General features: G+C 62.5%; 18 protein-coding genes and 2 pseudogenes. 4 read left to right on the forward strand and 16 right to left on the reverse strand.

Features of this window, described 5'->3' with window-relative positions:
• Positions 1 to 186 precede the first annotated feature (186 nt).
• The 3 genes from AC0NIE_RS04740 to AC0NIE_RS04750 all read right to left on the reverse strand — a co-directional run bounded on the left by AC0NIE_RS04740 (position 187) and on the right by AC0NIE_RS04750 (position 3,434).
• Positions 187 to 1,161 carry an alpha/beta hydrolase gene (locus tag AC0NIE_RS04740; protein WP_473485779.1) on the reverse strand — a complete coding sequence of 325 codons (975 nt, stop codon included), beginning with the start codon at positions 1,159 to 1,161 and terminating at the stop codon, positions 187 to 189.
• Positions 1,162 to 1,180: 19 nt separating this feature from the next.
• Complete coding sequence (locus AC0NIE_RS04745) at positions 1,181 to 1,861, reverse strand: isochorismatase family protein (RefSeq protein ID WP_473485780.1); 681 nt, start codon at positions 1,859 to 1,861, stop codon at positions 1,181 to 1,183.
• A gap of 268 nt (positions 1,862 to 2,129) precedes the next feature.
• The gene (locus tag AC0NIE_RS04750) at positions 2,130 to 3,434 is read right to left on the reverse strand and encodes a M24 family metallopeptidase (RefSeq protein ID WP_473485781.1); all 1,305 of its coding nucleotides are present in this window, start codon (positions 3,432 to 3,434) and stop codon (positions 2,130 to 2,132) included.
• A 475-nt stretch (positions 3,435 to 3,909) separates the two neighbouring features.
• Here AC0NIE_RS04750 and AC0NIE_RS04755 point away from each other — a divergent pair, with 475 nt between their 5' ends.
• Complete coding sequence (locus AC0NIE_RS04755; protein ID WP_473485782.1) at positions 3,910 to 5,289, forward strand: FAD-binding oxidoreductase; 1,380 nt, start codon at positions 3,910 to 3,912, stop codon at positions 5,287 to 5,289.
• 186 nt (positions 5,290 to 5,475) lie between these two features.
• Here the strand turns inward: AC0NIE_RS04755 and AC0NIE_RS04760 are convergent, their stop codons facing one another.
• The 8 genes and pseudogenes from AC0NIE_RS04760 to AC0NIE_RS04795 all read right to left on the reverse strand — a co-directional run bounded on the left by AC0NIE_RS04760 (position 5,476) and on the right by AC0NIE_RS04795 (position 11,819).
• Positions 5,476 to 6,453 carry a GlxA family transcriptional regulator gene (locus AC0NIE_RS04760; RefSeq protein WP_473485783.1) on the reverse strand — a complete coding sequence of 326 codons (978 nt, stop codon included), beginning with the start codon at positions 6,451 to 6,453 and terminating at the stop codon, positions 5,476 to 5,478.
• A 199-nt stretch (positions 6,454 to 6,652) separates the two neighbouring features.
• Positions 6,653 to 6,841, reverse strand: a complete 189-nt coding sequence (locus AC0NIE_RS04765; RefSeq protein ID WP_127211681.1) for a DUF1059 domain-containing protein — start codon at positions 6,839 to 6,841, stop codon at positions 6,653 to 6,655.
• A 127-nt stretch (positions 6,842 to 6,968) separates the two neighbouring features.
• Positions 6,969 to 7,184 (reverse strand): annotated as a pseudogene (locus tag AC0NIE_RS04770) (PLP-dependent transferase); the annotation flags it as partial.
• Positions 7,169 to 7,360: pseudogene (locus AC0NIE_RS04775) on the reverse strand (GlxA family transcriptional regulator); the annotation flags it as partial. The pseudogenes AC0NIE_RS04770 and AC0NIE_RS04775, both read right to left, overlap by 16 nt.
• A gap of 146 nt (positions 7,361 to 7,506) precedes the next feature.
• Positions 7,507 to 8,592, reverse strand: coding sequence for an MBL fold metallo-hydrolase (locus tag AC0NIE_RS04780; protein WP_473485784.1), 1,086 nt, complete (start codon positions 8,590 to 8,592; stop codon positions 7,507 to 7,509).
• A complete protein-coding gene (locus AC0NIE_RS04785) occupies positions 8,580 to 9,176 on the reverse strand; it encodes a hypothetical protein (protein ID WP_473613629.1) in 597 nt (198 codons plus the stop codon). Before AC0NIE_RS04785 ends, AC0NIE_RS04780 begins: the two co-directional genes overlap by 13 nt.
• Positions 9,176 to 9,625: a (2Fe-2S)-binding protein gene (locus tag AC0NIE_RS04790; protein WP_473485786.1), complete on the reverse strand. Its 450-nt coding sequence runs from the start codon at positions 9,623 to 9,625 to the stop codon at positions 9,176 to 9,178. The genes AC0NIE_RS04785 and AC0NIE_RS04790 overlap by 1 nt, the downstream gene beginning before the upstream one ends.
• 13 nt (positions 9,626 to 9,638) lie before the next feature.
• Complete coding sequence (locus AC0NIE_RS04795) at positions 9,639 to 11,819, reverse strand: xanthine dehydrogenase family protein molybdopterin-binding subunit (RefSeq protein ID WP_473485787.1); 2,181 nt, start codon at positions 11,817 to 11,819, stop codon at positions 9,639 to 9,641.
• Between the two features lie 167 nt (positions 11,820 to 11,986).
• Here AC0NIE_RS04795 and AC0NIE_RS04800 point away from each other — a divergent pair, with 167 nt between their 5' ends.
• Positions 11,987 to 12,979 carry a LysR family transcriptional regulator gene (locus AC0NIE_RS04800; RefSeq protein WP_473485826.1) on the forward strand — a complete coding sequence of 331 codons (993 nt, stop codon included), beginning with the start codon at positions 11,987 to 11,989 and terminating at the stop codon, positions 12,977 to 12,979.
• Between the two features lie 68 nt (positions 12,980 to 13,047).
• Here AC0NIE_RS04800 and AC0NIE_RS04805 read toward each other — a convergent pair whose 3' ends face one another.
• From AC0NIE_RS04805 to AC0NIE_RS04825, 5 genes are all read right to left on the reverse strand, one after another.
• Positions 13,048 to 14,229 carry a cystathionine gamma-synthase gene (locus AC0NIE_RS04805; protein WP_473485788.1) on the reverse strand — a complete coding sequence of 394 codons (1,182 nt, stop codon included), beginning with the start codon at positions 14,227 to 14,229 and terminating at the stop codon, positions 13,048 to 13,050.
• Entirely contained in the window at positions 14,226 to 15,698 is a 1,473-nt protein-coding gene (locus tag AC0NIE_RS04810; RefSeq protein ID WP_473485789.1) for a pyridoxal-phosphate dependent enzyme, read from the reverse strand. Before AC0NIE_RS04810 ends, AC0NIE_RS04805 begins: the two co-directional genes overlap by 4 nt.
• Before the next feature lie 212 nt (positions 15,699 to 15,910).
• Positions 15,911 to 17,260 carry an FAD/NAD(P)-binding protein gene (locus AC0NIE_RS04815; RefSeq protein WP_473485790.1) on the reverse strand — a complete coding sequence of 450 codons (1,350 nt, stop codon included), beginning with the start codon at positions 17,258 to 17,260 and terminating at the stop codon, positions 15,911 to 15,913.
• A 37-nt stretch (positions 17,261 to 17,297) separates the two neighbouring features.
• Complete coding sequence (locus AC0NIE_RS04820) at positions 17,298 to 17,750, reverse strand: RrF2 family transcriptional regulator (RefSeq protein ID WP_258121253.1); 453 nt, start codon at positions 17,748 to 17,750, stop codon at positions 17,298 to 17,300.
• 495 nt (positions 17,751 to 18,245) lie between these two features.
• Positions 18,246 to 18,431, reverse strand: a complete 186-nt coding sequence (locus AC0NIE_RS04825; RefSeq protein ID WP_473485791.1) for a hypothetical protein — start codon at positions 18,429 to 18,431, stop codon at positions 18,246 to 18,248.
• Between the two features lie 282 nt (positions 18,432 to 18,713).
• On the opposite strand from AC0NIE_RS04825, the gene AC0NIE_RS04830 reads away from it, so the two are divergent.
• Together AC0NIE_RS04830 and AC0NIE_RS04835 are read left to right on the forward strand one after the other, a co-directional pair.
• On the forward strand, positions 18,714 to 19,067 hold the full coding sequence (locus tag AC0NIE_RS04830; RefSeq protein WP_473485792.1) for a septal ring lytic transglycosylase RlpA family protein: 354 nt from the start codon (positions 18,714 to 18,716) through the stop codon (positions 19,065 to 19,067).
• Between the two features lie 233 nt (positions 19,068 to 19,300).
• Entirely contained in the window at positions 19,301 to 20,578 is a 1,278-nt protein-coding gene (locus tag AC0NIE_RS04835) for a polyhydroxyalkanoate depolymerase (RefSeq protein ID WP_473485793.1), read from the forward strand.
• Positions 20,579 to 20,741 lie beyond the last annotated feature (163 nt).

Here is a 20,741-nt window from a genome sequence, read left to right on the forward strand (position 1 = left end):
CAGCTGTTGTGCGCTGTTCCGCAGAGGTGAAGAGTGGGATGCTTGTAAGGCCCCCTCATCCGGCCCTTCGGGCCACCTTCTCTCCCCGGCGGGGAGAAGAGGCTGGCACCGGCGTGGGCGATCTCTTCTCCCCTCGGGGAGAAGGTGGCCGCGAAGCGGCCGGATGAGGGGGCCTTCGCGGGTTCCCTACAACCAGTCGCCCTTGCCGAGCGTGGCGATGGCGGCGACGATGCGGGTGAACGCTTCGCCGGCCCGCGGCACGGTTTTGCGGGCGCGCAGGAAACTGTGCACGAGGCGCTGCTCCTCGTACCACCAGGCGCGGCCGCCGGCGGCAAGGATGCGGTCGCGATAGGCCTCGCCGTCCGATGACAGCGGATCGCATTGCGCTGTGACGATGACCGTCGGCGGCAGGCCGGAGAAGTCGCTGTCGTGCAGCGGCAGGAAGGTCGGGTCGTCCGGCGACTGTGCCTTGCCGGAGCGGACCTGGCGATAGAATTCGATGTCGCTGAGGGTGAGCAGCGGCGCCTCGGCGTGCTCAACATAGGAGCCGGCGCTCTCGTCACCGCCCAGCTCGGGGTAGACCAGCACCTGGCCAATTGCGCGGCGAGGATGGCGGCGCGCCGCGTGCGCGACCGCGGCGGCAAGATTGCCGCCGGCGCTCTCGCCGCACAGCACAACCGGCAGCCCGCTTGTCGCCGCCCATTCGAACACCGCCAGCGCATCGTCGAAGGCGGCCGGATGCAGATGTTCGGGCGCCAGCCGGTAGTCGGCGGATAAGACCGCAAAGCCGGTGCCGGCGCAGATCTCGGCGCAGATGTCGTCATGGCTGTCGAGGCCGCCAAGCACAAAGCCGCCGCCGTGATAATAGACGACCAGCGCCTGCGGCGCCTTGCCCGCCAGCTGGTAGCGCCTGATCGGGATCGCGTGGCCGCCGGCAACAACCGTGCCGTCGCTGGCTTCAACGCCTGCGGGAGTGCCCGCGTGAAACGCCCGGCACATCGCGTTGTAGACCGACCGCTGCTTGTCGACCGGCAGGTCGATTTCGGGCGGATACCATGCGTTGACCCGGTCGATATAGGCCCACAGCGCCGGATCGAGCAGCGTCGCGTATTTTTCCCGTTTTGCTTTTTCGGTTTTTTCGGCGCCGCTGACCATCGCCATCCGATCCCACCTGGAAGCATCAGAGCTCGTCGTAGAGCCGGGCCGCATTTTCATAGGTGAAGCGCAAAGGCACGGAACCTTGGACCTGCCATGCATCGACCGTCTCGCCTGCCATCAGCCGGCAGGCGCCGTCGGTGGTGGTCACGGCGCCGCCATAGAGCCGGTTGGCAAGGTTGAGGATTGCGGTCTGGTGCATTGCCGTGCTGCCGCTGCCGCAGGCATCCTTGACCAGCAGCACCCGAAAGCCTGATGACACCGCATCCCTAACGGTGGCGTCGATGCAGGCCTCGGTCCACACGCCGGCAACGACCAGCCACTCGATCCCTTCGGCCTTGAGCCGCCCCGCGGCGGGGCCTGCACCGAAGGCGCTGGCCTCGGTCTTGACCAGCATCATCTCGCCGGCGACCGGCGCCACTTCCGGACAGATCGCCGTCAGCGGATCGTCCTTGTCGGAGAAGGCCGACCTGCCATTCGCATCGACCGGATGGAACCGCCGCGCCTCCCTGGTGAGATCGACGATATAGGCCGAATGGTAGAGCAGCACATCGTTGACCCGCGCCGCCGCCTGCAGGCGCTGGACGTTGGCCAGAATGTCGGCAAAACCCTCGACCAGATAACGCTTGTCCTGCCGATGCTCCTCCTGGAGGTCGACGAACACCGCGGCCACCGTGCCGCGTTTGATCGAGACCGGGCTCTTCATTCGGATACCTGAACTTCGTCATTCCAGGGCGAATCAGCCGCGAAGCGGCGTCGCGAAGACCCTGGAATCCATGCCGTTACCTCTAGTGAAGAATGCAGCGGAACAGAGTTCTGCACCGTCTCGAAGCCTAGATGTAACGGCATGGATCCTAGGGTCTGCGCCGCGTCGCTGCGCTCCTTGCTCCGCCCTAGGATGACGAAAGCATGAGCGCTGCGGTTAGTCCCGAAGATTTGCGATACCGCACCGCGACCAGTGGTGGATGCTGGGATCAAACCTGTTTCTCCAGAAAATCGTCCTCATAGGGAAAGCGCGACAGAAGTTCGGTGCCGGTCTCGGTGACCAGGATCTCGTCCTCGAGCTTGACACCCTCGCGTCCGCCTTTCTCGCCAATATAGCTTTCGACGCTCACCACCATGCCGGGTACGACAAAACCGTCGCGGCCATAGGTCTCGTAGTCCATGGCGTGCGCGATGAACGGCGTCTCGCCATGCATGCCGACGCCGTGCATGACAGACGTATAGCGCTGGTCGACGAAGCGATCCGGGATATTCCAGGCCTTTTCGGCAATCTCGCGAAACGCCATGCCCGGCCTGACGATCGAGATGTTGTGCTGAACCTGATCGTGGGCCATGCGGTAGAGCGACTTCTGATAATCCGTCGGCTTGCCCGGCCCGCAGCGGAACGTGCGCGAGAAGTCCGAATAATAGCCGTAGCAGCCGATCGTATCGGTATCCAGCGCCAAAAGTTCGCCCGGCCTGATCTTGCGGCCGCTGGCCTCGTTGAACCATGGGTTGGTGCGCTGGCCCGAGGTCAGCAGGCGGGTTTCGATGAACTCGCCGCCTTGCCGGATCACCTCGTGATACATGATGGCGAACAGATCGTTTTCGGAAACGCCGGGCTTGATTGACTCGCGCACCGCATAGACGGCGGCCTCGGCGCCGGCCATCGACACCTGCAGGCATTTTATTTCCTCCGGCGTCTTCACTGCCCGCACGGCCAAGATTTCACCTTGGCAATCCCGGACCTCGCAGCCGCGCTTTTCCAGCGCCAGCGCCTGCAGATGGCCGCAGCGGTCGAGGCCGAGCTTCATCGAGCCGCCGCCATGCGCCTTGAGCAGTTCGGCGATCTCGTCGGCGAAGGGACCCGCGGTTTCGTCGTCGCGGCCCGAAACGGAAGACCAGACCAGCTTGGACGAACGCGCCTCGTCGATCGTGTCGAGCACCATCGAGACATGGTAGCTCTGCGGATACTCGAACAGCACGATCGGCCCTTCGGTGGGGATGAAGAAATAGCGTGTCGAGTTGCGCAGAAAATAGCCGAACATGTTGCGCGAGCCGGTGGCATAGCGCTGGTTGTAGGGATCGAATAGCACGACGGCGCCATAACCGGCCTCGCGCATCCAGGCGCGCAGCTTGGCTAGCCGCCCCTTGCGCAGCGCGTCCGCATCGATGAAGGACGGCTCGGTGTCTGACAGCCACATGCCGCCTGCCGGATCGGACGCCGCCGGGTGGCGCATGCGGTCTTTGAAATCCACGTCCTCGGTGCTGTCGGGGTCAAAAACGACGATGCTCATGGGCGCCTCCTGGAAGCATGTCGCCCAAAAGCCTGCCCTGGGCTCGACCCGCGGATGCGCAGCGGTTTGGGATCACGACATGCATAAACAAGCCCTGAACATAGCCGCGCGTCGGGAAAGGCTTGTGCGGGATGCCGCAAATGTCGTGCAGAATACCGCAGCTGCTTGGGATCTCATCTAACCTGGCGGCAAGCAGGCAGCATCATGGCGAGCGCAGGAACAGATTGCTCGGAAGTCGGGGGAGGAGTATTCTTTGTTTGCCGGCGCCATGCCGCAAAAACCTCCGAACGAAAACTGACTGACTTCAAACATCGCGTCGGGCGCGGCACCTGAATTGTACAGGCAGCCTCGGCGTGAATTCCGGTTGCTTGGTGCAATTCGATGGATCGGGAACAGCAGCATGTTCGCCGCTGCAAATAGTGGGTGGGGATAATCAATGATTTGAACAGAAAACTGTCACTTCAGGGAGGAAATCATGCAGGATACAGCCACCGAAGCCTTTGCCGGGACCATGCGCGGTCCAGTCATAGGCCGAAAAGACCCCGACTATAATGAGGTGCGGAGCCTCTACAACGGCATGATCGACAAATATCCACAGTTGATCGCGCGGTGCGTGGACGCCGCCGACGTTGCCACGGCGGTAAAATTCGCGCGCGAGAACGATCTCCGTGTCGCCATCCGCGGCGGGGGTCACAACGGACCCGGTCTCGGCAGCGTCGACGACGGCCTGATGATCGACATGTCGATGATGAAGGGCGTGCGTGTCGATCCGGCTGAGCGCACCGTTCGCGTTGGCCCGGGTTGCACCCAGGGCGATGTCGACCACGCGACACATGTCTACGGGCTGGCGGTGCCCGCCGGCATCGTTTCCACCACCGGGATAGCCGGCCTTACATTGGGCGGCGGCACGGGCTACCTGACCCGCAAACATGGCCTGACCATCGACAATTTGCTCGAAGCCGATGTCGTGCTCGCCGACGGCAGCATCATCACCGCCAATGCGACCGAGAACGCTGACCTTTACTGGGCCCTGCGCGGCGGCGGCGGCAATTTCGGCATTGTGACGAGCTTCCTGTTCCAGGCTCATCCCGTGAGCATGGTTTATGCCGGTCCGATCTTCTGGGATCTCGAAGATGCCGCGCCCGTCATGCGCGCCTACCGGGATTTCCTGCCCGATGCGCCGGAGGAACTCGGGAGTTTCGTCGGACTGAAAACCGTTCCGCCGGTGGACCCTTTCCCAGCGGAACACCAGGGCAAACGCGCCTGCGCCATCATCTCCTGCTACAATGGACCCGCGGAAAAGGGCGAGGCGCTCATGGGCGAGTTGCTTGGCCGGCTGCCGGCGCCGCTCTTCAACTGGATGGGCGCCATGCCATTCCCGGCATTGCAGTCGATGTTCGACCCATTTTTCCCAAAGGGCCTGCAATGGTATTGGCGCGGTGACTTCGTCAAGGAACTGACGGACGAGGCGATCGACGTCCATATCGCGCAGGCGAGGAAGCTGCCGAGCGCGCTCTCGCTCATGCACCTCTATCCGATCGACGGTGCGGTGCGGCGTGCGGGCAGGAACGACACAGCCTGGAACACCCGTGACGCGACATGGTCGATGGTCATTGCCGGCATCGATGCCAACCCGCAAAAGGCAGGTGAGATCACGCGCTGGACCAAGGGCTATTGGGAAGCCATCCACCCCTATTCGGACAGGGGCGGATATGTGAACTTCATGATGGATGACGAGGACAAAAGCCGGCTTAAGGCCACCTATGGCGATAATTACGACCGCCTTGTTTCCCTGAAAGGCAAATACGACCCGACCAATTTCTTCCGGGTCAACCAGAACATCAGGCCGAGCTGACACCTGAAGCGCGTCGCGTTTGAACGGATTTGATGCGACGCGCTTTAAGTTCTTGTTTTTATGCATGTCTCTATCGCAAAACCGCGGCGCACTTTTGCGGACACGCATTAGCGTCGCGGGAGGTCGCAGGCATGGCGTGGCACGGGCGGAAGGTCAACGTCCTCCCGTGTCGGGCGCTGGCCGCAACTAATGCCTGCGCGCCACCTTCGGCGCGTGGCCATGCTCCTCCCTGAACGCCCGCGCAAAGCTCGACATCGAAGCAAAACCGCAGGCGAGCGCCACGTCGCGCACCATCAGCGTCGAATGCGCCAGGAGATCGGCGGCGCGCTTCAGCCGCAGGCGGCGGTAATAGCCGTTGGGCGAGATGCTGAGCTCGGAGCGGAAGTTTCGTTCGAGCTTGTCGGAGGAGACGCCGAGCTTTTCCGCCAGATCCGCCATGCCGAGCCGCTCCTCGACCGCATCCTCCATGATGGCGATGGCCGACAGCACCAGCTCGTTCTGGACGCCGGTGCGTAACCGCAGCGGCATCAGCTTGCGGTCGACACTGGAGCGCAGCGGGCTGTGCACGAACCACTCGGCGACGCCGGCCGCGAGTTCGGCGCCAAAATCGTTGGTGATGATCTCCAGCATCATGTCGAGGCTGCCGACGCCGCCGGCCGAAGTGAAGCGCTTGCGGTCGATGACGTAGAGATCGCGCCTCAGCTCGATATCGGGAAATGCTTCGGTGAAGGCGGCCTGGCTTGTCCAGTGCAAGGTGCAGGCATGGCCGTCGAGCAGGCCGGCCCGCGCCAGGAAGAAGGCGGCGTCCGCCACCGCGCCGATATGGGCGCCGCCGCGCAGGCTCCTGCGTATCCAGCTCACGGCATCGTCGGCGACAAGATGATCGGCATCACCGCCCGAACAGACGACGATGCAGTCGACCTTCGGCGCATCGCCGGCAAAAAAGCCGGGCTGGATAACGACGCCGTTCGAGGCCTCGACCGGTCCCTTGGCGGCGCCGACGATGATCCAGCGGTAGCAGTCCCGCTTCGCCAGCACGTTGGCCGCGCGCAGCGGCTCAATGACCGAACTGAACGCCATCATCGGAAAGCCGGAGAAGACCAGCACCGCGAAGGTGAGGGGGCCTTCGGTTGCCGGTGGTTGGTGGCGCTCGCGAATGGTCATGCTTCAATCGTGCCTGTCGGCAATTGCAGGAAAGACCACAATTCCGCCGGATGCCACTCAGGTCAACGGGCGGTGGTGGGTCAGTTTGAAATTGTCACCGCGCCTAGGCGTTGTCGCCTATCGGGCCGAACTCCTAAATGCTTGCCGAAGCATTGGAGATAGTGGCGGGCGCTCTGCGCGTCCCATACAAACAGCAGGTTTAGGTAGCTACAATTAGCTTCTTGACCTGTTCACGGTCTTCCGGCGACCATTGCTTCGGGTCTTCCCCATGAGCGATCGCGCCGTGAAGTTCGACATGCTTCATCACTTCCGCCTCGGTCTCTGCCGTGAACGTCGCTGGACAGGCCTCGTTTCCCGGATAGTTCCTGCAACGATACGAGTAAGCCATGACTTTCCCTCCCAGGTTGCCCGATAGCAAAGCGAGGGTACGTCGCCTTTGTCAATTCACAGTTGGATGCGCCGGTCAGCCGGGAAATTTCAAACTGACGCCCCTATCCAACAGGGCACGGACCCCCTCAACCCGCCAGCGCCTGATCCAAATCCGCAATCAGATCGTCGCCATCCTCGATTCCGGCCGACAACCGCACCAGCGAATCGGAAATCCCAATCTCAGCCCGCTTTTTCGCCGGGATCGAGCCGTGTGTCATCAGCGCCGGGTGCTCGATCAGGCTTTCGACGCCGCCGAGGCTTTCGGCCAGGGTGAACAGTTGCGTATGTTCGAGGCCTCGACCGGCCCCTCGGCGGCGCCGACGATGATCCAGCGATAGCAGTCCCGCTTGGCCAGGACGTTGGCCGCACGCAGCGGCTCGATGACCGAACTGAACGCCATCATCGGAAAACCGGGGAAGACCAGCACCGCGAAGGTCAGCGGGGCGTCTGTAGGCTTTGGTGGGTCGCGCGGGTTCATGGGGCAGCGGTGCTCGTCGACAATTGCACGAAGCACAATTCTGCCGGACGCGCGTCAGGTCAACTGGTAGTCGGTGCTGATCCGCAAGGCTCGTTGCAAAAGCAAGGCGTCGATGCGCGGATATCGAGCCCACGAGCGGTAATGCGCTACAGCCCCGAGATATCAGGCTTTCCCTGGACGACGAAAGCTTCGAGCATCGCCCAGCAATTGTCGCGCAGGTAGGTTTCGGTCCCGGCGAGCCTGTCGCGCCATTTCGGCAGAAGCCCATCATGCATCTGGGAGACCAGGATCTGCTCATAATCCTGATGGAGGTCCCAGGCCGTTCTTCCGGCGAGCCTCGGCGGATGCTGCGTTAGGAAGGCGGGGAAAGATAGGCTCGCATAGGCCAGTTCCGCCGCGTTGACGAGGTCCTTTACCAGTTCGGCCTGCGTCTCGACATCCTGGCGGTTGCCGGGACGGTCGATGTGGCCGGCGACAAGCGTTTCGAAATCGTAGGCAAGAACTTTGCGATGCGCCTCGACAAAGCCCGGAATGTCGATGGCAATGCCGAGATTCTTATAGGGCATCCAGCCGGGATAGACGACGTCGATGAACATGAGGGTCTTTTGGCGAGGCGCGAAGATAAAGATGTTGTCGATCGAATGGTTGATGCCCCCATACGCCAGTTCGAGGCGCTGGTTTCCCTGTTCGAGCGTGTAGGCCGTGTCGAAGGTTACGGTTGGGGCCGGACGTCGCGGGTCTTTCCGCGAAGCGAGCAGTTCGGCCGTCCGGGCGTTGGCGACGATCGTGACGTCCTTTGCGAACAGATGCGCACCGGCAATATGGTCGACATGTTCGTGACTGTAGACCAGATGCGTCACCGGCTTGTCTGTGACTTCAGCAATGGCCTTGAAGTAATTCTCCCCAAGCGTGGGTGGCGCATCGCAGGCAACCACCCCGGCCGACGAGACCATGAACATTGTGCTGTACGCACCGTCCGTAACCCAATAGAGCCCGTCGCCAATCTGCTGGACGAGGTAGCCCTTGCCAGGATCGACCAGAGGGCCCGTGCCGGACGCCGCGATGGTGCCGCCGGCCGCGAGCGCCGGATGAAGTCCACATCCGCAAAACCCGGCCTGCGCGACCGTGGCTGCGGCCACACATTGCAGGAAGTGGCGGCGGCCTCGATCGGTGCCGCCTTTGCTCGGTGCGCCGCGACCCGGCAAGTCCTCAGCTTCGGCTATTTCGGACATGCGGCTCCGCTCGTCATCCAGCTTTCGGCATCCTTCGTGAATTCCTCATAGGGGACGGGCGGGGTCGTTCGTGCCTTCCCGGTCCGGTCGACGCCTGGCGACCAGGCCCATCTGACGAGGGCCGATCTGAGATGATCGATGACCTGGCCGCCATTGCGGTTTCCGTTGTGTTGTGGATCCTTCAGGTGTTCGCAAAGCTCATGTTGGGAAAGGCCGTCCCAACCCATGGTGAGGGGCGCGAGCCGCCACTCGTCGTTGGCGCCGGGAACGCCGCTGGCTGCGTTGTTCGATCGTCCGTGACAGGTGGAACAGGGCAGGCCGGCCGCACCGTCATCCGCGGGTCCACGCTTTACATGGAACATGTGTCGATGCCGGTCGTCGCCCTGGCGCGGAAAGTCCGTCAGGGTGTGGCAATTCTGACAGCGAGGGCTGGCCATGACGCGGGCAATCGTGTCGAAGGCGTCGGCCGACGACGTGCTGTCGCCCTTCGTTTGCGGCCACAGCGGCGGCACGAAGGCCAAGGCTGCCATCACGCCGAGCGTCACGCCGGCGAGTGCTCGCGACTGAAGCGGACGGCCAATCATCACGCACCGCGCACGGCGCGATGCACCGCGGCGCGGATGCGGGCATAGGTGCCGCAGCGGCACAGATTGGTGATTGCCGCATCGATGTCGTCATCGGTTGGATGCGGCCTATCTTTAAGCAGCGCGGCGGCGGCCATGATCATGCCGGATTGACAATAGCCGCATTGTGGAACCTGTTCCGCAATCCAGGCCTGCTGCAAGGGATGCGCGCGATCGTCCGATAGCCCCTCAATCGTTGTAACCTGCTTGTCTTCCGCGTCAGCGAGCGAAAAGGAACAGGAGCGTACTGGCTGGCCATCGACGTGCACTGTACAGGCGCCGCAGGCAGCGATGCCGCAGCCGAATTTGGTGCCGGTCAGCCCGAGGTGGTCGCGCAAGGCCCATAGCAGCGGCATGTCCGGATCGGCGTCGACCGTGACCGCACTCCCATTGACTGAAAATCTCGTCATTGTATGGCTCCCGTCAGACCAACTGATAGCCGCTGCGCGAAATCGGCAGGGTCCGGATGCGCTCGCCAGTCGCGGCGAACACGGCATTGCCGAAAGCGGCCTGCGTCGGCACCGGACCAATCTCGCCGACGCCGGTCGGCTTGCCGCCGCTCTCGACGAATTGTGTCGTGATGACAGGGGTTTCCGACAGGTGCAGCGGATCGAATTGGTCGAAGTTCGTCTGCTGGATCTCACCGTCCGCGAAGGTGACTTCCGTGCGCAGTCCGGAAAGGCCCCAGACCACGCCGCCTTCGATGTTGGACGTGGCAATGCCCGGGTCGAGCGTCTGGCCGACATCGACGGCGCTCCAGACATGGTGACACTTGATGTCCCTGTCCTTGACGGAGATTTCGACGACTTGCGCGATATAGCCGCCGAACGCATTGGCGAGCGCCAGGCCGCGGAACCGTCCGGCCGGCAGAGCATTCGACCAGCCGCACAATGTGCCGACAGCTTTCAGCACCGCGACCGCACGAGGGTCGGAAGCGGCAAGCGTCAGCCGATAGGAAAGCGGGTCGTCCTTGGCGCGGTGCGCCAATTCGTCGACAACACTTTCCAGGACAAAGTTGTTCGGCCCGTGGCCGGTTGTGCGCCAAACGGAAACGGCAATCGGCGTGTCGACGCGATGCTGCTCGACGGCGTAGTTTTGAATGGCATAAGGCGTCTTTGTCAGACCTTCGACCGCCATGCTGTCATAGGCTGCCGGCGGCATGATCGGCCGCGCCCAGTCGCCCTCTGCCTTGATGGCGCCGCGCGGGAAAATGTAGAGCATGTGGGAAGGCGAGACGACACGATGCGTCATGGCCACCGGCAGGCCGTCATTGCCGAGAGACGCCTTCACCGCATGAAGCATTGGCGGGCGGTAGGCGTCGTAGCGAAAATCTTCTTCCCGGCTCCAGATGACCTTGACAGGGCGGCCAGCGGCCTTTGCAACGATGATAGCGATCTTGGCGAAATCCGCGAGCAGCCGCCGGCCGAAGCCGCCACCGAGCAACGTCCTATGGATAATGATCTGGTCGTCCGCGAGGCCCGTCACCTGCCTGGCGACGGCATGGGTGATCTCGACGCCCTGTGTCGGAATCCATAACTCGCACCGGTCCTGCGTCACATGGGCCGTGCAGTTCATCGGCTCCATTGTCGCATGCGCCTGGGCGGGAATTTCGAATGTGACCTCCAGCACGTCGTTCGCAGCCGCAAGAGCGGCAGAGGTATCACCCGCTTTGACCATTGTGTCGAACGGGGCGGATTTCAGCAGCGCGACGTATTCGGCCTTCTGGCCATCGGTTGAATATCCGGCGAGCGGACCAGGCGTGAATGAAAGATTGGCCCGATCGAGAGCCTGCTTCGCCGTCCAGTAGTCATTGGCAACGACGGCGAGGCCGGATGGAATTTCGACGACGGCAAGCACGCCACGTTCGGCCTTGATCGCCGCTGCATCGAATGCCGCGAGCGATCCTCCTTGCGAAGGGGCCCGGCGGATGGCGGCCACCACCATGCCAGGCACTTTCACATCGATGCCGAAGATGGCTGATCCATCGACCTTCGGGGGTATGTCGACGCGCGGCTGCGGCTTGCCGATCAGGTCCGAGCTGCTTGCCGGCTTGATCTGGGGATCTTTCGGGACCTCAAGCCTCGCCGCGTCCGCAGCAACCGAGCCAAAGGTCAGCATCCGGCCTGTCGGATCATGGTGGATGCGGCCCTTGTCGACGCGAAGACTGGCGGCCGCAACATCCAGACGCGCCGCGGCTGCCTCGACGAGCATCTCGCGCGCGGCAGCGCCGACGGTCCGCATGATCGGGAAGAAGGTCGGGATCGATTCACTGTTGCCGGTGAACATCCACTGATATTGCGGATGCCGGTATGCGGGATCGAAATCGGACCATTCCAGCCTTACCCGCGACCAGTCGGCGCCGAGCTCGTCCGCGAGCGCCAGGGGAAGGGTGGTTTGGATGCCCTGTCCCATTTCCGACTGGGACAGCACTATCGTCACTTGATCGTCCGGATCGATGCGCAGCCAGGCATTCACGAATTTGTCCGGGGATGCGGCCTGCGCTTTCACGGTCAAGTTCGCCGATAAGACTAGCGCGCCGGCCATGCCCAGGAACTGCCTTCGATCCAGTGATCCGGGCTTTGTCGCAACTGGGGTGCGCATCATGTTCAGCAATTCCCTTCCAAGCTCCACAGGCCATGGCAGTACCGGCGTCTAGCCATCGATCATAGGATTTGCCATTATTTGATCAACTGAAATCTCTAGATATGCGATATGAATGAAGTTGATATCGCTGGAACAGGTGATCGCGTGGCGAAGAGGAGATGCAGTTGATGCGCAAAGCCAATACCGATCAGCTGAAGCTGCGCCGGCTGGACTTCACCATGCTAGCAATCTTCCGCGATCTCGTACGGCTGCAGAAAACCACGCTTGTCGCGGCAGCGCTGGGCGTAAGTCAGTCCGCCGTCAGCCATGCGCTCGCGCGGCTGCGGGAGCTGTTCGACGATCCCCTGTTCATCAGGCGTCCGAACGGGCTGGAGCCGACGCCTCGCGCCTCACAGCTTCTTCCGCAGATTGAAATCATTCTTCGGCTTGCCCACGCGGCGCTCGACGTTCCCACGCATTTCGAACCTGAAACATCATCACGCACCTTCAGGCTCGCGGGCAACGACCTGGTTGGCGCCGTGATTGCCCCTCCGCTGATAGGGATGCTGCGCGCCGAAGCACCTGGATGCCGGGTCGCGTTTCAATTCGCTGTCGGAGCCGAAAGCCTGAACGCCCTGCGCACGAACGAAATGGAGATGGCGATTGGGCGCTTCTGGGATTTGCCGGATGAATTCCAGGCGATGCCGGTCTTCGATGAGGACTTTGTCGTCGTGGTCAGGAAAGACCATCCCGTTGCGCACGGTCCGATATCGCTCGACCACTACCTGGCACTCGATCACGTGCTTGTCTCATTCAGAGGCGGCTTTCATGGCATGGTCGATCAGGCTTTGAAAAAGCGCCGGCTCCGGCGGCGGGTCGTCGCGAGCGTTCCAATGTTCATGACCGCCATGGGCGTTGTCGCGAATAGCGATCTCTCGTCAACGGTTCCGGCCAGACTCGCCGCCAAATACGCCAATCAATTCGGGCTTGCGGTGCTTGAACCGCCGCTCGCTGTCGATCCCTTCACGTTCACCCTCGTGCGGCATGTAAGATCGGCATCAGATATTGGCCTGGATTGGTTGTCGGAAAAGATAATCGAGTGCGCCGGCTTGCCGCGGACCGGCAGCACAATCAGGCAAGGCAAAGCGAATGGCGCCGACAGTGATAAACCCGATCAATGACAGGCGCCGGCGAAGTTCAGTTGCTTGAAATGCGGCGCAGGTCAACGGACTAACCGCATGAACGCCCCTCAGCTCGCCAGCGCCTGATCCAGATCCGCAATCAGATCGTCACCATCCTCGATCCCGGCCGACAACCGCACCAGCGAATCGGAAATCCCGATCTCGGCCCGCTTCCCGGCCGGGATCGAGCCGTGTGTCATCAGCGCCGGGTGCTCGATCAGGCTTTCGACGCCGCCGAGGCTTTCGGCCAGCGTGAACAGTTGCGTGTGTTCGAGGAAGCGTTTTGTGCCGGCGAGGTCGCGGTCGAGCTCGACTGTGATCATGCCGCCGAAGGCGTGCATCTGCCGCCTGGCGATGGCGTGCTGCGGGTGGCTGGGGAGACCGGGATAGATGACGCGGCGGATGTCGGGACGGCTTTCCAGCCAGTGCGCGATCTTCTGGCCGTTCGACGAATGGCGCTCCATCCTGAGCGCCAGCGTCTTGAGGCCGCGCAGCGCGAGAAAGCTGTCGAACGGCCCGGAAATGGCGCCAATCGCGTTCTGCAGGAATTTCAGCCGGTCGGCCAGATCCTTGTTGTCGCCGACCACGGCGACGCCGCCGACCATGTCGGAATGGCCGTTGAGGTATTTCGTCGTCGAATGGACTGATATGTCGATGCCGACCTCCAGCGGCCGCTGCAGATAGGGGCTGCAGAAGGTGTTGTCGGCAACCGAGATTACGCCCTTGCGCTTGGCCAGCGCGGCGACCGCCTCGAGGTCGACGACACGCAGCAGCGGGTTCGTCGGCGTCTCGACCCAGAGCATTTTGGTTTCCGGGCGGATCGCCGCCTCGACCGCGGCCAGATCGGTGAAGTCGACGAAGTCGATCTGGAGGTTGGCCGAGCGCTTGCGCACCCGCTCGAGCAGCCGGAAGGTGCCGCCATAGATGTCGTCGGTGGCGACGACATGGGCGCCGGAATCGAGCAGTTCGAAAATGGTGGCGATCGCCGCCAGCCCCGAGGCGAAGGCGAAGGCGGCTGCGCCGCTTTCGAGGTCGGCCACGGCGCGCTCGAAGGCAAAGCGGGTCGGGTTCTGGCTGCGGGCATATTCAAAACCCTTGTGCACGCCCGGGCTCTGCTGGCCATAGGTCGAGGTCGCATAGATCGGCACCATCACCGCACCCGTCGTCGGGTCGTGGCTCTGGCCGCCATGGATCGTGCGCGTCGAGAAGGCCAGGCGATTCCTGCCCGATACGGTGGCTTTGATGGTCATCGGGCGCGCCTCAGATGGTTGATCAGGTCGATGCGGGTTATCAGGCCAATGAATTCGTCGCCATCGAAGACGATGGCGACTTCGTTGCGGTCGAACACCGGCAGTAGCGCGTCCAGCGTCTGGCTGGCCTGCAGCGTGTGCAAATTGGAGGTCATCGCCGTGCGGACCGGGGCCTTAAAACGGTCCCAGCGGCTGTCATAGGGGCCTTCGACGTGGGCGAGGATATCGCTTTCGTCGACGATGCCGACCAGCTTGCCGTCGTCCAGCACCGGCAGTTGCGAGACATCCGAACGGCGCATGCGGCCATAGGCGTTGAGCAGGCTTTCGTCCGGGCCGACAGACACGATGTCGCCGGTGCGTAGCGTGCGCATCACCAGATCGCGCAGATCGCCATGCTGCTCCTGCTCGGCCAACCCTTGCTCGGCCAGCCAGAAGTCGTCGAATACTTTCGACAGGTACTTGTTGCCGCTGTCGCAGACGAAGGTGACGACCCGTTTCGGCACGGTCTGCTCGCGGCAATAGCGAAGCGCGGTCGAAAGCAGCGTGCCGGACGACGAGCCGGCGAGGATGCCTTCCCGCGAAAGCAGGTCGCGCACGGCCAGCATGCTCTGCTTGTCGGTGATGGAGTAGGCCTTCTTGACCAGAGACAGATCGGCATTGGGCGGGACGAAATCCTCGCCGATACCTTCCACGGTCCAACTTCCGGCCTCTATCATCTTGCCGGTCTTGATCAAGGGCGCCAGCACCGAGCCGACCGGATCGGCGAGAATCATCTCGGTCTTCGGCGAGACCTTTGCGAAATAGCGGCCAAGCCCGGTCAGCGTGCCGCCGGAGCCGACGCCGACGACCACGGCATCGACGTCGCCATCGAGCTGTTGAAAGATTTCCGGACCGGTCGTGGTTTCATGGGCGAGCGGATTGGCCGGGTTGGCGAACTGGTTGGCATAGAAGGCGCCGGGCAGCTCGGCGGCGATCTTTTCGGCCATGTCCTGGTAATATTCCGCATGGCCCTTGCCGACGTCGGAACGGGTCATGCGGACTTCGGCGCCGAGGGCGCGCAGATGCTGGATCTTTTCGCGCGACATCTTGTCGGGCACGACGAGAATGATGCGGTAGCCCTTGGGGATGCCGACCTGGGCGAGGCCAAGACCGGTGTTGCCGGCGGTCGCCTCGACGATGGTGCCGCCGCGCTTCAGCTTGCCCTGCTTTTCGGCGGCGGCAATCATCGACAGCGCGATGCGGTCCTTGATCGAGCCGCCGGGGTTCTGGCTTTCAAGCTTGATGAACAGCCGGCACTTGCCGATGTCGAATTTGGTCAGCTCGACGACCGGCGTCTGCCCGATCAGGTCAAGAACTGATGCATAGGGCGGACGCAGGCGGGACATTGCCCTGTCTGAGGATGGGGCCTCGTCCGAATGGGCACTGCCCGAGGGGGACCTGTCGGGTGCGGCGATCTTATGCTTGCTCATATCAGATGCTCCATGGTCAAGCGACCGCCTTGGGCAGGCTGTCAGCCTATCTTCTTTTCCAGCCGTTTGCAGTCTGAAAGAAGATAGATCGTGCCAATCCATTGGCCAGACGGGGAATGGGATTCCGGCTTTCGCTGCCGGTGGTCCCAACCCAAATGCCTTCTGCCTGCAGCGATCCTTCCCACCCCCCTCCGGCATCAACAGGTTCTGCCTCACCCCAGCAACCGCTTGCCCAGCCGCGCGCACTGGACGCGAATATCCGGAATGGCGTCGATCTCGAAGAAGGTGCCGCGCGTCAGTGGCCCGACCGCGAGAATCTTGGCCGATACGGTGCCGTCGCTGGCGATGACCTCGCAATTGTCTGATACGTCGAGGCCAAGGCGCAGCGGGTCCGGCCGCGCCAGCCCGCGATCGACCAGCGATCGCACCACGCTGTTCGTGGTGGTAGAGATATCCCTGGCGATGCCGGTGCAGTCGTAGATGCGGGCGACTTCGAACGTCTCGATGTTTTGCGTGTGGCGCGACTGGACCTGCACGCTGAAATCGTCACCCGCGGTGATTCCGACGACGCGCCCGGCGACCAGCCGGATGCAGCCCGATTGAACCGCCTCGGTGACGCGGCCATAGACTTCCGGCGCCATGCGATGGCGGTGGATATCCCACCACGCCTTGGTGTGCTCGACGAAGCGGCGCTTGGCCGAAGACGGCCAGTTCTGCCAGATCTTCTGGTTGAACGGCCTGAGACCGTCGACGACGTCGCGCCAGTCGATGCCGGCCTTCTGGTTTTCCCGGATCAGATCGCGGAACCAGCCGACAAAGTAGGAAAGCTGGGTGCCGAGCGGAATGTCGGCGACGTCGAGCTTGATCGGATTGCCCTTGCGATGCGGCGAAGGCAGCAGGCCGCGCCGCGACACCGCCACGATCTCACCGCGATGGCCGCGCTGTTCGAGCGACAGGAAGGTATCGACCATGCTCAAGCCGGTGCCCAGCACCAGGACTCGGGCTTCGGGGTCCAGCGCGGTGTCGGCCTCTGATCCCATCCTGATCGCGTGGCCCTGGCCGGCGCCCGGCTCCTCGTCATGCCCGGTCGCCAGCACGGCAAGATGGGCGACGACGCTGGTGCCGTTGGCCAGCGTCACCTCGACCCCGGACGCAGTCGGCGAGATCGACCGGCTCTCCTGACGGATCAGCCGAAGACGCCCGGTCTCGCGAGCCTCGAGCTCGTCCAGCAGCTCCTTCAGATAGCGGGCATAGACGCTGCGCGGCGCATAGACCGGCGCCTGCTCTGGAGTTGCCAGGCCGCGTTCAAGCAGCCAGCGCCAGAAATTGCCGGGGTCGTCGGCATAGGCGCTCATGCCGGCCGCGCTGACATTCAGCACATGCGCCGACAGCAGCGTGGAATAGGCGATGCCCTGTCCGAAATGCGGACGCTTTTCGATAAGCGTGACGCGGAGATCGGGATTGGGCGACTTCAGGAGATGCGCGGCAAGGACGACGCCGCTGGCGCCGCCGCCGACAATAATGATCGAATTCGGGACGATCGAATTTGCGCGGCCGGTCATGCGCGCACCAATTGCCTTAGGAGCCGTCGGTTCCGGCTCAGGCCTGGATTTTCAACGCAGCCGAAAGGTCGTCGTCGCCGGCGATATCGCGCATCTCGGCGAGGCTGCGCTGATCCAGCACCTCGGCGATCGCTTGCCGGACCTCCAGCATCAGATGTCGGACTTGGCATGTCGCCTCGTTGCAGTCTTCACAGCGCTGATATCGGGTGCGGCTGGCGCAGGGGATGGGGGCCAGTGGCCCGTCGAGCACGCGCACCACATGGCCGATCTTGATTTCATCCGCCGGCCGCGCCAGGCGATAGCCGCCCTCCTTGCCCTTGCGGCTCTGGACAAAACCGGCGTTGCGCAGCTCGACCAGGATGGCATCGAGAAATTTCTTCGGAATGTTGTTTCCGGTGGCGATATCGCCAACGAAGGCGAGCTGTCCAACCGGCAGCCGCGCGAGATGGACGAGCGCCTTGAGGCCGTACTTGCCCTTTTTCGTGAGCATAGACCGAACGTTTCTCTGTTGTGCGATGGCGCAGGGCCACCGGTTGTGAAACGCCTGGCGTGCGTCTCCACCGCGTCCAAGCTTACATGACACATAAATTCTAGTGACATGATATACAAGCCGAGCACCGTTGATTTTGTTTCGTTTTTAAGCCCGCTGCCGCCATTTTGACGGACGTTTTGCGCCATTGAGGGCATAGAGGCAGCTGGGCAGTCAGCGCGTCGGCGTTGAAGGCCGATGCACCGCCGGCGATCGATATGGAGGCTGCCGTCGCTCATCGTCCTCTCCAATTTCTGCAATGTCGATAAGACTACTATACTTAACCGCGAATACAGGGATCAGTTTTCAAATCCTCGGCCATCCGCAGCATGGATTTGCCTGAGGAGGATGCAAAGCGAGAAATGCTTGTTTGCAGCCGGTTGCCCGAAACGCGGTGAAGGGTACCCGGCCTGATCAGCGATCCATTTCAATGTGAATGTCAGGCCAGTATCAATGTCAGGGGCGCGAACGGTTCGCCCACACCAATCCGCCCAGCCCGACCAGCGCGGTGACGATGCCGATATAGAGCCATTGCGACTGGCCGGTCATGAAGCTGCCTCCGACCAGGCCGACGCCCTGCAGCGACCAGAGCGCGCCGATGGCGAGCACGATCAACGCCAGCAGATTTTTGATCAATCTCATCGTCGGAATTTCGTTCCCAAGTCGATCCTCAATTCAGCCATGACCGCCGCGGCAAAGCGAAAGGAAGCGACCCGATCGTATTCGCTTCTGCTTGTATATCGACGTCGGATATCGGGACGAAGACCATCGGGATACGCGGCAACGCCGAATAACCCTCTGACAAAGTGTTTCCCACCGACTCCAAACGTGTTCTGTAGTCATGGAACCGCCAGATGACTGCCGCATTTCATGCCACATTCGATCCGTAACGGCCGGGTTGTCAAACGGAGCCATTTGCCGCAGATGAAGAAACCAAACCAGACCGCGCTTGTCGCGGTGACGATCGCGGCTGGCCTGATGGTCGGCGCCTCCCCTGCCGCCGCTCAATGCGGCCGCGCCTCCTGGTACGCACTGCACTCGAAGACCGCTTCCGGCGAGCGCATGAACCCGTCGGCACTGACCGCCGCGCACCGCACCTTGCCTTTTGGCACAAAGCTGAAGGTCACCAACCGCAACAATGGCCGCAGCGTCGTCGTGCGCATCAATGACCGCGGCCCGTTCATCAAGGGACGCGTGATCGACCTGTCGAAGGGCGCCGCCAGACGGCTCGGCTTCATCAGTTCGGGCCATACCGCTGTGTGCACCGACCGCGTGTGATGCCACGCGTCTGAGATTATGCTGTAGCGATTGCCCGTTGCCGGCCTTCGCATTCGCACAATAAGCCGGCTCCCGCCGTTCAAAGCCGGTTTTCAACAGCTTAAACGAAAGTATGAGCATAAATCACTTCACTTGACGTATTGCATCGCAGCAGTTTGTTGTTAACCTCCGCGCGAGAGATTCAAGGCTCGACGCTGCTGTCGTCCCTTCGGTCGCAGCAGCGGGGGTTCTCGATGTTCTACCAGTTCTACGAATTTAACCACGCCGCCGTGCAGCCGGCCCGGCTCTATGCCGATGCGGTGCGGATGTTCTACACCAATCCGCTCAATCCATTCACGCACACGTCGTGGGGCCGCTCGGTCGCGGCAACCGCCGAATTGTTCGAGCGCACGACGCGCCGCTACAGCAAGCCGCGATTCGGCCTGACCAAGACCGTGGTCGACTGGAAAAGCGTCGATGTCACCGAAAAGACCGTGTGGTCGCGGCCGTTCTGCAATCTCCTCCGATTCGAGCGGGCGGTTTCCGCCGGCCGCCGGCCTGATCCGAAGCTGCTGATCGTGGCGCCGATGTCGGGCCACTATGCAACGCTCCTGCGCGGCACGGTCGAGGCGATGCTGCCCCATGCCGACGTCCACATCACCGACTGGGTCGACGCCCGCATGGTACCGCTCAGCGAGGGCAGCTTCGACCTCGACGACTACATCGACTACATTGTCGACATGCTGCATGCGCTGGGGCCCGACACCCACGTCATGGCGGTGTGCCAGCCTTCGGTGCCGGTGCTGGCGGCGGTGGCACTGATGGAAACGCGCGGCGACCCGTTCGTTCCCTCGACAATGACGCTGATGGGCGGGCCGATCGACACCCGCCGCAATCCGACCGCGGTCAACCTTCTGGCCGAGGAGAAGGGCGTCGACTGGTTCCGCGACAACGTCATCATGCAGGCGCCGTGGCCGGTACCGGCCTTCGGCCGCGAGGTCTATCCCGGCTTCCTGCAGCTTTCGGGCTTCATGAGCATGAATCTCGACCGCCACATCATCGCCCATAAGGACTTCTTCATGCATCTGGTGAAGAATGATGGCGACAATGCCGAGAAGCACCGCGACTTCTACGACGAATATATGGCGGTGATGGATCTGACGGCGGAGTTCTACCTGCAGACGGTCGACACCGTGTTTGTCCGCCACGCCTTGCCCAAGGGCGAAATGACGCATCGCGGCGTGGCCATCGATCCCTCCGATATCCGTAATGTCGCCCTGTTCACGGTCGAGGGCGAGAACGACGACATTTCCGGCCTCGGCCAGACCCAGGCCGCGCACGACCTCTGCGTCAACATCCCGGCGGACAGGCACGCTCACTATATGCAGCCGGCGGTCGGCCATTACGGCGTCTTCAACGGCTCGCGCTTCCGCTCCGAAATCGTGCCGCGCATCATCGACTTCATCACCAGTTATGGCCGCCAGACCCGCGTTGCGGTGAAGCCGAAGCTGGTCCGCATCGCCAGCAAGTAAGGGAGCGGCCGGTGGAACGGCGGTCTCGTGTCCGCTCAGTCGATCTGTTGCACAATAGCCGCTGTTTCGGCCGCGCGGGTAACCATGTCGCAAAACTGGCCGTTGGTATAATTGACAGGGACTGTCAATCGCCCTTAACCTTTCGTTAACAACAAGGGACGAG

The sequence above is a fragment of the Mesorhizobium sp. WSM4842 genome, assembly GCF_055901575.1.